Origin of the sequence: Pseudomonas sp., from assembly GCF_041601375.1 — a bacterium.
Taxonomy (GTDB): domain Bacteria; phylum Pseudomonadota; class Gammaproteobacteria; order Pseudomonadales; family Pseudomonadaceae; genus Aquipseudomonas.
This window is the reverse complement of sequence record NZ_JBFIIG010000022.1, coordinates 1-14,097: the sequence shown is the minus strand read 5'-3', so window position 1 is coordinate 14,097 and position 14,097 is coordinate 1. Positions and strand designations below refer to the sequence as shown.

The following is a 14,097-nucleotide window of genomic DNA, read 5'->3' as shown; positions in this document are numbered from 1 at the left end:
CCGCGACGAGCCATAACGGGCTAGTGCGAGGAGCGCTCACAGCGCATCGGGACCTCTTTGCCGACATTGACTAATTGAACCCGTCACGCGGGCCACTAGTTCCTACCGGCCGCTCGCCCGAGCCGCTAGAGGGGCGCAGCCAGATCGGTCGGTGCATTTCCATATCGCAATGCCCCCCGCACGCTTGGATAACCTACTGTTATTGCGCGATGAAGAAGCCTCATTAGACGCCCCACTGAGCCTGCCATAACGTGATTTCCGCGCCCTGTCGATAGAGCCGACGCAGCACTTGCGCAACGGCATATCGGTACACCTGAACCCACGAGTCAGAGCTGCGCCCCAGCGCCGCATCAACACACTCGCGAGGACGATAACAATAACGCCACGCACTGGCAGGTACCCCTCAATGCCGACTATTACTCGCGTCACCGTGCAAGACATCCGCTTCCCAACCTCCCGCGAGCTCGACGGTTCGGACGCAATGAATGCGGCGCCCGACTATTCCGCCACCTACGTAACCCTGCATACGGACGCCAGCTCAGGCCTGGAGGGCCATGGTCTGACGTTCACCATCGGCCGCGGCAATGAGATCTGCGTGACTGCGGTCCAGTCCCTGGCACCGATGGTCGAGGGTCGCAGCCTGGCCTCGATTACCGCTGACATGGGCGGTTTCTGGCGGCACATTACCAGCGGCGACAGCCAGCTACGCTGGATAGGCCCGGACAAAGGGGCGATCCACCTGGCCACCGCGGCCATCGTCAATGCGATCTGGGATCTGTGGGCCAAGACCGAGGACAAGCCGGTCTGGAAACTGCTGAGCGACATGTCGCCGGAGCAGCTGGTGAGCTGCCTGGATTTCCGCTTCGTCACCGACGTGCTGACCCCGGAAGAAGCCCTGGCCATGCTCAAGCGCAAAGCCAGTGGAAAGGCTCGCCGCGAGCAGGAAATGCACGAACAGGGCTACCCCGGCTACACCACCTCGGCCGGCTGGCTGGGTTACTCCGATGAGAAGATCCGTCGTCTGGCACGCGAAGCCCTGGCCGAAGGCTGGACCCACTTCAAGCAGAAGGTCGGCGGCGACCTGCAGGACGACATGCGCCGCGCCAGCATCCTGCGCGAGGAAATCGGCTGGGAGCGGCCACTGATGATGGATGCCAATCAGATGTGGGACGTCGATGAAGCGGTGGTCAACATGCGCAAGCTGGCGCAGTTCGACCCACTGTGGATCGAGGAACCTACCAGCCCCGACGATATCCTCGGTCACGCCGAGATCCGCCGGCGCATCGCCCCTACCGGCGTAGCCACCGGCGAACATTGCCACAACCGGATCATGTTCAAGCAGCTGCTGCAGGCCGGCGCCATCGACTACTGCCAACTGGATGCCGCGCGGCTCGGCGGCCTCAACGAAGTCATCCTGGTGCTGCTGCTGGCGGCCAAGTTCGATGTGCCGGTCTGCCCCCACGGCGGCGGCGTCGGCCTCTGCGAATACGTGCAGCATATTTCGCTGTTCGACTATGTCGCCGTCTCTGGCTCGCTCGAGGGACGCGTGCTGGAGTACGTCGATCACCTGCACGAGCACTTCCTCAATCCGGTCAGGATTCATCGGGGCCGCTACCAGCCGCCCATGGCCCCGGGCTACAGCATCAGCATGCATGCCGAATCACTGGCCCGCCACCTGTATCCAAGCGGCGCCGCCTGGCAGACCGACTGACCACCCGATAACAACAAGGCAAGGAGCACACGCAGCACCGGCGGATCATCCACTGTTACCTGTCGCACGAGTCAACTCGCTACTCACTCATCCTCTGTAGATACCCACTAGATAAATAAGATCGGAGTGTCATCGTGAAAACAACTACAAGAAAACCACTCGTGTCCCTCATTGCCGGCCTGGTCATTGGCTTGGCCAGCGCTCAGGCGAACGCAGCCCCGCAGCTGCCGCCGATCCCGGACGTCAAGGGTGCAGTCCTCGCCGACGAGGGCGACTTCGAACTCAAGTTCAGCATCGGCACCACCCAGGCCGGTGCGCAATACCGCGGCCTGGAATACTTCGAGAAAATCATCGAGCAACGCAGCGGCGGCCATATCCAGGTGAAACTGTTCCACAGCGCCCAACTCGGCGATGATCTGCAGGCGGTAAGCTCGCTACAGGCCGGCACCCTGGAGATGACAGCGCCGTCCACCTCCCCCCTGGTCGGCATGCTCCCCGAGTTCGCCGTGTTTGACCTGCCGTTCCTGTTTCCCACCGCCGAAGTGGCCGATAGCGTGCTCGACGGTGAGATCGGCCAGAAGATCCTCGCGGACGCCTCCGGCAAGGGCCTCGTCGCCATCGGCTGGGCTGAGAACGGCTACCGGCAACTGACCAACAGTCACAAGGCCGTGCAGTCACCCGGAGACCTCGCCGGCCTGAAAATTCGCACCATGCAGAACCCGATCCATATCGACATCTGGCGGACCCTGGGCGCGAACCCGACCCCCATGTCGTTTGCCGAACTCTTCACCGCGCTCGAACAAGGCGTAGTGGACGGTCAGGAAAATCCCTGGATCACCATCTCCGCGTCGCGCTTCAATGAGGTGCAGGCCTACGCCTCGGAAACCAACCACGTCTACACACCATTCATTACTCTGGTGTCCGAACGCTTCTGGAGCAAGCTGCCTGCCAACTACCAGAAGCTGGTCGTCGAAGCTGCGCAGGACATGGCGGTCTATCAGCGCCAAGTCAGCCGCTCGCTGAACGACCAGCTCAAGGCCGAACTGAAGTCCGCCGGGATGAACATCAGCGAGCTGTCGCCCGAGCAGGTCAAGGTCTTTCAGACCCAGCTGCAGCCGGTCTACGAGAAGTGGAAAGAGCAAATCGGCGCCGAACTGCTGGCCTCCATCCTGAAAGAGTCCTGACCCCCTACCCATGGAACTGGGGATGACGGTGCCCCGCGCGCCCATCCCCGGTTGCTCTCGCGGTCAAGAATCGCAGTGTGGAGACAACATGAAGGTCAAATCTGAAAACACATTCCAGGCGTCCCTGCAGCTGTTGCGCACGACGCTGGAGATCACCATCGGCCTGCTGGTTATGGGGGTTGTATTCTGCGTGGTGGCCAACGTCTTTGGCCGCTTTGTATTGAACTACTCGTTCGTCTGGGCCGAGGAAATATCACGCATCATGTTCATCTGGGTGGTGCTGCTGGGCGCAGGTTTGGCCAGTCTCAACAACGAACATGTGTCGGTAACCTATTTCAAGAACCTGGTCAGCAGCCCGATTAGAAAAGCCTTTGGCATCATTTCAGTCGGCGTCATCTATACCGTGTGCCTCTGCATCCTGGTCGGTTTCATGCAGATCGTGTCCGGCTATGTCAGCGTCACGCCGCTGCTGCAGATCCCCAAGACCTTGCTCTACAGCGCTATGCCGATGATGGCGGTGCTGACCCTGATCGCGAACAGTATCGCGCTCTTCAAACTGCTTGAGCGGAGCCCGACATGATTCTCTGGAGTATCTTGATCGGCCTGTTCGCCGCCATCGTCATCGGCATGCCGATCTCCTTCGGCCTGGCCGCCATCAGCCTGTTCATCTTCTACTACGCCGACTATTCGCTGACGCCGATAGTGTCCGAGGCGATCAACGGCCTGGACTCCTTTCCGCTGCTGGCCATCCCATTGTTCATCCTGGTTGGCGAGGTCATGAGTGAAGGCGGCATCGCCAAACGTCTGGTGCGCCTGGCCAGTGCCATGGTTGGTTTCGTCTCCGGCGGCCTGGGGCAGATCGCGGTGCTGACCTCGATGTTCTTCGGCGGCATCAGTGGTTCGGCGGTCGCCGACGCTTCGGCGGTCGGCAGCATGATGATCGAACCGATGAAGCGCCATCACTACCCCGCCCCGCTGGCTACCGCCATCATTGTCGCGGCCTCAGTGGTGGGAATCATCATCCCGCCGTCAATTCCGATGATTCTCTACGGAGTGGTCACCAACACCTCGATCTCGCAGCTGTTTCTGGCCGGCATAGTACCGGGCATCATCATCACCCTGGCCTTGGCCGGCACCACCTTCCTGCAGTCGAAGAAGATCGGTAAGGCGCAGCCGTTTGATATCCTCGAGCTGGCCAAGGCGTTGCGCGGTGCCATCCTGGCCCTGCTGTTGCCGGTGATCATCGTCGGCGGCATCCTCAGCGGGGTGTTCACCCCCACCGAGAGCGCGGCCTTCGCCCTGGTCTACGCACTGGTCGTGTCGATGTTCGTCTACCAAAGCTTGTCGGCCAAGCGCTTCTTCCAGCTGTGCATCGCCACCGGCAAGCTGACTGGCGTGGTCATGCTGCTGCTGGCATTCGCCAACGTCCTGGCCTGGCTGCTGACCGCCAACATGATCCCTCAGGAACTGGTGGAGACCCTCACCGCCCTTTCCGACAACAAGTTCGTGATTCTCGGCATCCTCACCCTGTTCCTGCTGGTGGTGGGCTTCTTCATGGACCTCACACCGGCGATGGTCATACTCGCGCCGCTGATGACCCCCGTGGTGGTCAAACTCGGCATCGATCCGGTGTACTTCGGCGTGCTGATGTCCTTCGTCCTCGGCATCGGCCTGATCACCCCGCCGGTCGGCACCGTGCTCTATGTCGGCTGCGGAGTGGGCAAGGTCGGCATGGAAGAACTGGTCAACAGCCTGCTGCCGTTCTATCTAACCCTGCTCGGGCTGCTGGCGCTGTTTCTGGTCTTCCCCGGCCTGGTGCTCTGGTACCGGTGATCGTTCGACCACCGGCCGGGCAAGTGGCCAACTGGCGAACTTCGCCGCTTGCCCGGCCATCTCCTGACTCTGTCAGTAAGGACACCAGCATGAATATTTCCGCGACGGCGGCGATCGATGCGCTGATTGCACTGCTCGGCGAACGGGGCGTCCTCCACGACGCCCGGGATCTGGAACGCTACACCACGGACTGGGGCGGTTGCCGGCTCGGCGCGCCGCTGGCAGTGGCGCGCCCGCAAAGCACCGAGGAGGTCGCCGCCGTGGTGCGCTTCTGCAACGAGAAACGCATCGCCATGGTGCCCCAGGGCGGTCATACCGGACTGGTCGGCGGCGCTCTGCCCGCCGCGCACAGGCCCGAACTGATCATCAGCCTGGAGCGCATGAAGCGCATTCGTCAGATCGATGCGCTCGGCTTCACCATGGCGGTCGACAGCGGCTGCATCCTCGAGGAGGTAAAACGCGCGGCCGAAGTCGAGGACTGCTACTTCCCCCTAGCCCTAGGCGCGCAGGGCAGCTGCCAGATCGGCGGCAACATCGCGACCAATGCCGGCGGCGTCAACGTGCTGCGCTACGGGATGATGCGCGAGCTAGTACTCGGGCTCGAAGTCGTGCTGCCGGACGGACGTATCTGGGATGGCATGAAGGCGCTGCGCAAAGACAACCGCGGCTACCGCCTGCAACAGCTGTTTATCGGCAGCGAGGGCACCCTCGGCATCGTCACCGGCGCCGTGCTGAAACTCCTACCGCGGCCCCAGCGCAGCTTGACCGCCCTACTGGCCGTGGCGTCTGTGGCGGACGCCGTGCAGCTCTATGCGCGGGCCCGGCGCGAGTGCAGCGATCTATTGTCAGCGTTCGAGCTGATCCCGCGCCTGGGCATGGAGCTGGCATTCGAAGCCGCCAGCCAACTGTCCGATCCACTGACGGCGAGTCATCCCTACTATGTGCTGCTGGAGCTGGCCGCCTCGGGTCCGGTGGAGTTGGATGAGCTGTTTGATCGCTTCCTCGAGCAAGGACTGCATAGCGGCCTGCTGCTCGATGGCGCGGTGGCCACCAATGTCGCCCAGGCGCAGAGGTTCTGGCTGATCCGCGAGGCCATGGTCGAGGGCCAGCGGCTGCGCGGCGAGCACCTGCGCACCGATATTTCGGTGCCGATCTCGAGCATCGCGCAGTTCGTCGAGCAGGCCGGCGCGGCTGTCGCCGCGGCATCGGCGCAGTCCACCGTGCTGGTCTACGGGCATATTGGCGACGGCAACCTGCACTTCAACATCCTGCCGCCCGCAGGCCTCGCCACAGACGCGGTGCCTGGTCTCTTGCAGCAGCTGGAGGAGATCATCTTCGCCGTAGTCGATCGCTGTAACGGCAGCATCAGTGCCGAACATGGCATCGGCCGGGACAAGCAGGAGGCCTACCTGGCACGTATTTCTGCGAGCGAACTGAACCTGATGGCAGGCATCAAGCAGCTGTTCGACCCGCTGGAACTGATGAGTGCCGGACGTATTCTCCCACCCCAGATGTCGTCTTGATCACCGTGGCCAAGCCATTCGACGCAACCCGCTCAATGGCTCGTGCCCGCTCATGCCGGCATTAGCCCGCACCTTGGCGTTGCTGCCCCACCGTGCCGCAGCTGCAGCCCCTGCCGTCATGACACTGTGCAACCGCTCGGTAGGTGTCAGACAGAAACCCTTCCAAAATCCAGCCCCCTTACTTTGAGTGCACCCCAGCTTGTCCCCAATCAGCCGGTCAAAGGCGTCTTGCTCCTCTGCGTGGCAGTCTTTCTGTTCGCCAGCGTCGACGGCTTGGCAAAATACCTGTCCGCGTTCTATCCCGTCGCGCTGGTGGTCTGGGCCAGGTACTGCGTGCATACCCTGCTCATGGCCGTGGCCTTCCTGCCCCAATACCGCTTGGAAGTGCTGCGCACGCGGCAACCGCTGCTGCAACTGGCGCGTGCCCTCAGCCTGTTGGCGGTGAGCTTGCTGTTCACCACCGGACTGCTGTTCATGCCGCTGGCCGAACAGACTGCGGTGCTGTTCATCGCGCCGATCCTGATCACCGTCTATTCCGCGTTGTTCCTGGCGGAGAAGATCAGAGCGGGACAGTGGCTGGCGGTAGGTGCCGGCTTTGTCGGCGTACTTATCATCGTCCGCCCGGGGGGCGCGCTGTTCACTCCAGCAGCCCTGTTCCCGCTCGGCGCCGCCGCCTGTTTCAGCTGTTATCAGTTGCTCACGCGCAAGATCAGCGAAACCGATAGTCCGGTTACCAGCAACTTCCTCACCGGTCTGATCAACAGCCTGGTGATGAGCTGCGGCCTGGTGTTTTTCTGGCAGGAGCCGAGCGTCAGCCATGTCGTGCTGATGCTCGCCCTGGGCTCGTGCGGGATGTGTGGTCATCTGCTTCTGACCCATTCGTTCAGGTATGCAACCCCGGCGGTACTGGCCCCGATCAGCTATGCGCAGATCGTCTTCGCCGGACTGCTGGGCGCGCTGTTCTTCGCCCACACTCCGGATCCCTGGGCGCTGGCGGGCATGCTGGTAATAGGCCTCAGCGGGCTGGCCATTGCCCTGAGCAAGCGCACTTAGCGTACCGGTGGGGTTAGTCAATTTCGGCGTTTGAGGCCCCGGCACTGGGTTGCGGCTCGTCGCCATAACAGGCTTTGACCCATCGCAGCGCCCGGTCGCGGGCCTCAGCCATGCTGAACTGGAGTCAACCCACGAACCGGACAGGCCACTAGCCACTCGCGCGTGCGCACCTGCATGGCACCTTCAGTGTTCGACGCACGTCATCGCAGCGACACTGCCCTCATCCTTGGGGGCAGCTACGGCAAGCTGCCCCCGTCCTGGGCTCAATGGGAGTGACGCGGTTCGCCATGCTCGGCGATGACTTTCAGGTAGAGGGTGGCGGGCTCCAGGCAACCGCCGGTGGACAGCTGGCCGACCAGCTGACGGTAGAGCTCCTGCCAGGGCGTCTGCGACGGCGGGATAGTGGGCACTGCCTCATCCTGGCGGTTAACCAGTTCCGCTTCATCGACCAATAGATTGACGCTACGCGCATTCAGGTCGACGCGCAGCCGGTCGCCCGTGCGCAGCAAGGCCAGGCCGCCGCCGACCGCCGCCTCGGGGGACATGTTAAGGATCGACGGGCTGGCCGAAGTACCGCTCTGTCGGCCGTCGCCCATGCACGGCAACGAGGTGACGCCGCGGCGGATAAGCTCAGCCGGCGGCGCCATGTTGACCACCTCGGCGCTGCCGGGATAGCCCACGGTGCCGCAACCACGGATCACCAGAATGCAGCGCTCGTCAATTGCCAGAGCCGGATCGTTGATCCGCGCGTGATAGTCCTCGGGCCCGTCAAACACGATGGCGCGCGCCTCGAAACTGTTCTCCTCACCAGGCTCGGCAAGATAGGTCTGGCGAAACGCTTCGCCTACCACCGACATTTTCATGATCGCACTGTCGAAGAAGTTGCCGCTGAGCACGATGAAACCAGCGCGATGCTTCAACGGGTCCGCATAGGGGCGAATCACGTCTGCATCGTACGCTTGAGTGGAGGCAACGATCTGGCCGATGGTTTTACCCGAAACGGTGCCGCAGTCTTGGTGCAGGCGGCCGGCCTTGAGCAGTTCATGCATCACCGCCGGCACACCACCGGCGCGATGGAAGCCTTCGCCGAGGTACTTGCCAGCGGGCATGCAGTTGACCAGCAACGGGACTTCCTCGCCGATCCGCTGCCAGTCCTCCAGGCTCAGGTCGATGCCGCTATGCCGGGCGATGGCGATCAGGTGCGGCGGGCAGTTGCTCGACGCGCCCAGGGCCGAGGCCACGGCGATGGCGTTCTCGAACGCCGCGCGCGTCATGATCTGCGAGGGACGCACGTCCTCGTGGACCAGGTCGACGATGCGCTTGCCGGTCAGGTAGGCCATCTGCCCACGCTCGCGGTAGGCCGCCGGGATGCTTGCGCAACCGGGTAGCGACATTCCCAGGGCCTCGGCCAACGCGTTCATCGACAGCGCCGTGCCCATGGTGTTGCAGTGGCCGATCGAGGGCGAAGCGGCGGCGGTCATTTCCATGAACCCCTCGTAGTCGATCTCGCCTGTCGACAGCAGGTTGCGCGCATGCCAGAGGACCGTGCCGGAACCAATCAACTGCCCCTTGTGATGGCCGTCGAGCATCGGCCCGCCGGACAGCACGATCGCCGGCAGGTCGGTGGTGGCGGCCGCCATAAGACAGGCCGGGGTGGTCTTGTCGCAGCCGGTGGTGAGCACCACGCCGTCAAGCGGATAACCGTGCAGTATTTCCACCAATCCGAGGTAGGCCAGATTGCGGTCCAGTGCCGCCGTCGGCCGGCGCGTTTGTTCGGCGAGCGGATGCACCGGGAACTCCATGGGGATGCCACCGGCGTCCCGGATCCCGTCCTTGACCCGTTGAGCCAGCTCCAGGTGATGGCGATTGCACGGCGCCAGGTCGCTGCCGGTCTGGGCGATACCGATGATCGGCCGGCCGGACTGCAGTTCCTCGCGGGTAAGGCCGTAGTTCATGTAGCGCTCTACATAGAGCGCGGTCATGTCGGCATGACTGGGGTCGTCAAACCACTGTTGGCTACGAAGCGGGCGCTTGATCTGTCCAGTCATGGGGCTCTCTTTTAGGTGGGCCGGCGTGCCGTTGAGGCAGCTGATTGTTGTTATCGCGGCTGCCCTCTGAGGAACCAGCGCGCCGATTGAACCAGAATGTTACCGGTAACATTTAATTTGTAAAGCCATTCCGCGGCAATCTTACGCACGGTCCTGCGGGATCGTTGCCGGTCGATCTGTAAGCCGTTTGTCGCGGTACGCCGCATGTATACTCACGCGCCATGATCGAAAACAGCAGTGTGCGGCCCTTCTGCCGCGTCGCCATCGGAGGACTTCAGACAGCCATGAGTCGCGATGACATCGTCACCCCCAGCACACCACCACGGATGGCAGACGTCGCCAAGCTGGCCGGGGTATCCAAGATGACGGTTTCCAGGGTCCTGGCCGGCCGGGATGTTTCCGCGCGTACCCGGCAGCGCGTAGAGGACGCCATCGACAGCCTCGGCTACCTGCCGGACGCCTCGGCCGGCACCCTGTCGAGCGGCCGCTCTGAGTTCATCGTGGCGCTGGTGCCCTCGCTGATCAGCTCGAACTTCGCCGACACCGTTCGCGGCCTCAACGACGCCGTCCGTGCCCAAGGCCTGTGCCTGCTACTGGGCGATACCAACTACCAGGTGGAGGAGGAGGCGCTGCTGGTGCGCACCTTGCTACGCCACCGCCCAGTCGGCGTGATGCTCACCGGCAGCGTGCATCTGCCGAACACCTGCAAATTGCTGCAACAGGCCGGGGTGCCTGTGGTCGAAACCTGGGACATTCCCAGCGAGCCGATCGATCAATCGGTTGGCTTCTCTAATATCGATGCGGCCGCCGCCATGGTTGGCCACTTGCAGGCGCGCGGCTACCGGCGCATCGCCTTCATCGGCGGCGCCTCGGCGCTGGACAATCGCGGTTTGCAACGCCGACGCGGCTACCTGCAGGCGATCGCCGCACTCGACCTGGGCGAACCGCGGCTGCTGGAACACGGCGACTCGCCCATTACCATGAGCCATGGTGGCGAGGCCATCCGCCGCCTGCTGGAGCGCTGGCCGGACACCGACGCGGTGCTGTGCGTGAGCGATCTGTCGGCGTTCGGCGCGATCATGGAGTGCCATCGCCAGGGACTGAAGGTGCCGGATGACCTGGCGGTGGCCGGCTTCGGCGACTTCGAGGTCTCCCGTTACTGCACCCCGACTATCAGCACGGTAGCCGTGGACCCCTACCGCATCGGTCTGCGCGCCGGTGAAATGCTGCTGGCCAGTGCCTGGGCCCTGCGCGAAGGCCTGCCACGACCCCGGGAAACCGCGCGGCTTGACTACCAGATCCTCGCCCGCGAGAGCACCTGACGACGGAGCCGTGCACCGCACCGACTCGGCTCTGGGCACCTAGGGCGCAGCGGCTCTGCGCTACCCAGTGTGGCGCGCACAATAACCTGTGGTTATACGTCGATGAGCAAGCCTCATTAGACATGCTCCATAGCCCCCTCTAGCTTCTCCTACTGCCTAGCCGGACGCTCCACCCGGACGAGGTGCGCCCGGTACGCCCCACTCCGCCAACAAGCCGAGACACCGCGCGGCACGAGCTCTCACTGACAATAATTTCAATAGGTAGCCGTCCATGAAGAACCAACTGCACAGCGGGCGCAAAGCCCTGCGCCCCTTGAAAACCCTGCTGCTGTCCGCCTTTTTCGTCTCGCCCATGGCCATGGCGGCCTACCCGGAAAAGCCCATCCAACTACTCGTCCCTTGGGCCGCTGGTGGTGGTAGCGACGCCGCTGCACGTGGGATTGCTGCAGCACTGGAAACCGAGCTCGGCGTCACCATCAACGTGGTCAACCGTGCCGGCGGCAACGGTGTAGTCGGCCATAGCGTTATGGCTGCGGCTAAGCCGGACGGCTACACGCTGGGCTTCATCACCGGCGAACTGAACATGATGCACTGGCAGGGGCTGACCAAGCTGACCTACAAGGACTTCACCCCGATCGCCATGACCAACTATGACTATCCGGGTGTGCAAGTGGCGGCGGACTCGCCCTACAACAGTGTCAGCGAACTGCTCGAGGCCATCCGCACCGAGCCCAAGGGCACCATCATGGCTTCCGGCACCGGCCTGGGCGGCATCTGGCATGTGGCTTTCTCGGGTCTGCTATTGGAACAAGGCATCGCCCCGGAAAAGATTACCTTCGTACCGAGCCAGGGCGCAGCACCGGCCATGGTCGAGTTGGCTGCCGGCAGCATCCAACTGGTACCCTCCTCAGTTCCCGAAGCACGTTCGATGATCGAGGCTGGAAGGGCCAAAGGCCTGGCCATCCTGTCGCCCGAGCGTAATCCGGCCTTCCCGACTATTCCGACCCTCAAGGAAAGCATTGGCAGCGATTACTCGCTGGGTGAGTGGCGCGGCGTCGCCGGCCCTAAAAACCTGCCGCCGGAAATTGTTGCCACGCTCGAAGCAGCCTTGGAAAAAGCCTATAACTCGGATCAGTACCAAGACTACATGCGCAAGCTCGGCTTCGGTGTGGAGTGGCATGACGCGGCAGATTTCGCTGCCTTCCTCGAAGCGAACAACACTTACATGGGCGACATCATCGAAAAGATCGGCATGAAGAAGTAGCCGGTCTACCCGCTGCGACGCCCTTGCGAGGGCGTCGTTGGTCTTTGCCCTGCTGTAAGAGAACACCGTCATGAAAGACCTCGTATTTGGCATGATCTTCATCGCGCTAGGCATTACCGTCATCGTACTGGCGCGCGATTTCCCCGCAGTACCAGGCATGCAGTATGGTGCCGACCTATTCCCCACCCTCATTGCCATCGGCATGATTGGTGGCGGCGCAGTCCTGAGCGTCACCGCCCTGGGCCAGATACGCCAAAGCACCGTTGATATCCGTCTGCCGAACGATTTCTTGCGTTCCACTCTCTGCGCGGCTCTGCCCTGCCTGATGGTCGGCGCCTACATTCTGTTCAACGAGACCCTCGGTGCGGCATCGATGATGCTGCTGATCATGCTGGTATTGCTGATCCAGCAAGGCGTCCGCATTTTGCCTGCCGCTGCCATCAGTGTGGCGGCGACCGCAGTGATCAGCCTCTCCTTCGGCCACCTGCTCAAGGTGCCCCTTCCAACCGGCCCCCTGGGTTTCTGAGGCGCTGCGCATGAGCGAATTATTTGATGGAATGCTCCTGGTATTCAACTTCCAGACGCTGCTGGTAATCCTTATTGCAGCAATATTCGGCGTCTTCGTCGGTGCCATCCCCGGCCTGTCCGCGACCATGGCTGTGGCCCTTCTGGTACCGATCACCTTTGCCATGGAACCCACTGCCGCCATTGCTGCGATCATCACCACCGCGGCCATGGCGATCTTTGCCGGCGATATTCCCGCCACATATCTGAACATTCCCGGCACCCCAGCCTCGGCGGCCTATGTGGCTGACTCTGCGGCCATGGGCCGCCAAGGGCGTGCCCGAGAGTGCCTGGGCGTCAACGTCACCTGCTCGGTAATCGGTGGTTTGGCCGGCACCCTGGTACTGGTGATGATCGCGCCATCGCTGGCCGAGTTCGCCCTCAATTTCAGCTCATACGAGTACTTCTGGCTGGCGGTACTGGGCCTGGGCAGCGCGGTGTTCATTTCCCAGGGCTCGGCGGTAAAGGGCTTCCTGTCACTGATGGTCGGCCTGCTGCTGGCCACCGTCGGGCTCGACCTGGTGACCGGCGCACCGCGCTTCACCTTCGATGTACCGGACCTGATGGGTGGGATCAACTTCATCCCGGTAATGATCGGCTTCTTCGCCATGTACGAGGTCATGAAGCTCTATAGCCAGCACAAGCTCACCGGTGATCGCCCCGTACAGAGCATCGCCCCACAACATGGCAGTGTATTCGGCAAGGTACCCACGCACCTCAAGCACTATTGGAAAAACGTAGTTCGCGGCAGCACTCTTGGGACCTTTATTGGTGCCTTACCCGGTGCCGGTGCCGACATCGCTGCGTGGATCGCCTATGCCCTCAGCAAGAAGCGCTCGAAAACGCCCGAAGCCTACGGCACCGGCCATGTCGAAGGGCTGGTCGATGCCAGCTCGGCGAACAACTCGGCGGTCGCGGGTGCCTGGGTGCCGGCCCTGGTATTCGGCATCCCCGGCGACTCGATCACCGCCATCGTCATTGGTGTGCTGTACATGAAAGGCATGAACCCCGGCCCAACCATCTTCATGGACAACAGTGCCATGGCCTACGGCCTGTTCACCGCCTTCTTCGTCGCCAACCTGATCCTCCTGCCGATCGGCTACCTGGCGATTCGCAGCGCACATATCTTCGCCGTCACCCCGACTCGGGTGCTGATGCCGATCATCCTGTGCTTCTGCATCGTCGGTGCCTTTGCCATCAACAATAGCCTGACCGACGTGTGGATCATGCTGGCCTGTGGCATCACCGCCTACCTGATCGCCACTGCCAATTTCCCCATCGCCCCGGCCATTCTCGGCCTGGTGCTGGGCAATGTCCTGGAAAGCAACTTCATGACTTCGATGATCAAGGCCGACGGCAACTTGCTGGCCTTTATCGAACGGCCGATCAGCGCCACCCTGGGTGCCCTGGTCCTGCTGATCGCCCTGTTCCCCCTGCTGAAAATGCTCTGGCAGAGATGCCACGGCCAGCCCCTGATCAACCCCGCCCAAGGAGGCCAGTGAATGTCCAACGTCGATGCCATAGCGCTGCAAAGCCTGGTCGAGCGCCTGTTTGCCAACGCGGGAGCCTCACCGGAGGTGGCCGGCACGGTCGCG

The 14,097-nt window shown here is 62.6% G+C and carries 11 protein-coding genes; 10 read left to right on the top strand and 1 reads right to left on the bottom strand.

Annotation, left to right across the window (positions count from 1 at the left end; translation table 11 throughout):
* Positions 1–406: 406 nt before the first annotated feature.
* From ABZE94_RS05320 to ABZE94_RS05295, 6 genes are all read left to right on the top strand, one after another.
* Positions 407–1,711, top strand: a complete 1,305-nt coding sequence (locus ABZE94_RS05320) for an L-fuconate dehydratase (RefSeq protein WP_372874488.1) — start codon at positions 407–409, stop codon at positions 1,709–1,711.
* A 161-nt stretch (positions 1,712–1,872) separates the two neighbouring features.
* The gene (locus ABZE94_RS05315; RefSeq protein WP_372874487.1) at positions 1,873–2,895 is read left to right on the top strand and encodes a TRAP transporter substrate-binding protein; all 1,023 of its coding nucleotides are present in this window, start codon (positions 1,873–1,875) and stop codon (positions 2,893–2,895) included.
* An 88-nt stretch (positions 2,896–2,983) separates the two neighbouring features.
* Positions 2,984–3,475 carry a TRAP transporter small permease gene (locus ABZE94_RS05310; RefSeq protein WP_372874486.1) on the top strand — a complete coding sequence of 164 codons (492 nt, stop codon included), beginning with the start codon at positions 2,984–2,986 and terminating at the stop codon, positions 3,473–3,475.
* On the top strand, positions 3,472–4,728 hold the full coding sequence (locus ABZE94_RS05305) for a TRAP transporter large permease (RefSeq protein WP_372874485.1): 1,257 nt from the start codon (positions 3,472–3,474) through the stop codon (positions 4,726–4,728). Before ABZE94_RS05310 ends, ABZE94_RS05305 begins: the two co-directional genes overlap by 4 nt.
* An 89-nt stretch (positions 4,729–4,817) precedes the next feature.
* Positions 4,818–6,251, top strand: a complete 1,434-nt coding sequence (locus ABZE94_RS05300) for an FAD-binding oxidoreductase (protein WP_372874484.1) — start codon at positions 4,818–4,820, stop codon at positions 6,249–6,251.
* A 183-nt stretch (positions 6,252–6,434) separates the two neighbouring features.
* Positions 6,435–7,304 (top strand): DMT family transporter, encoded by an 870-nt coding sequence (locus tag ABZE94_RS05295; RefSeq protein WP_372874483.1) that lies wholly within the window; start codon positions 6,435–6,437, stop codon positions 7,302–7,304.
* A gap of 263 nt (positions 7,305–7,567) precedes the next feature.
* Here ABZE94_RS05295 and ABZE94_RS05290 read toward each other — a convergent pair whose 3' ends face one another.
* The gene (locus tag ABZE94_RS05290) at positions 7,568–9,352 is read right to left on the bottom strand and encodes an IlvD/Edd family dehydratase (RefSeq protein ID WP_372874482.1); all 1,785 of its coding nucleotides are present in this window, start codon (positions 9,350–9,352) and stop codon (positions 7,568–7,570) included.
* A gap of 284 nt (positions 9,353–9,636) precedes the next feature.
* Here ABZE94_RS05290 and ABZE94_RS05285 point away from each other — a divergent pair, with 284 nt between their 5' ends.
* The 4 genes from ABZE94_RS05285 (at position 9,637) to ABZE94_RS05270 (ending at position 14,004) form a co-directional block, all read left to right on the top strand.
* Entirely contained in the window at positions 9,637–10,674 is a 1,038-nt protein-coding gene (locus tag ABZE94_RS05285; protein ID WP_372874481.1) for a LacI family DNA-binding transcriptional regulator, read from the top strand.
* A 271-nt stretch (positions 10,675–10,945) separates the two neighbouring features.
* On the top strand, positions 10,946–11,938 hold the full coding sequence (locus ABZE94_RS05280; RefSeq protein WP_372874480.1) for a tripartite tricarboxylate transporter substrate binding protein: 993 nt from the start codon (positions 10,946–10,948) through the stop codon (positions 11,936–11,938).
* Positions 11,939–12,008: 70 nt separating this feature from the next.
* Positions 12,009–12,464, top strand: a complete 456-nt coding sequence (locus ABZE94_RS05275; RefSeq protein ID WP_372874479.1) for a tripartite tricarboxylate transporter TctB family protein — start codon at positions 12,009–12,011, stop codon at positions 12,462–12,464.
* A gap of 10 nt (positions 12,465–12,474) precedes the next feature.
* A complete protein-coding gene (locus tag ABZE94_RS05270) occupies positions 12,475–14,004 on the top strand; it encodes a tripartite tricarboxylate transporter permease (protein WP_372874478.1) in 1,530 nt (509 codons plus the stop codon).
* Positions 14,005–14,097 lie beyond the last annotated feature (93 nt).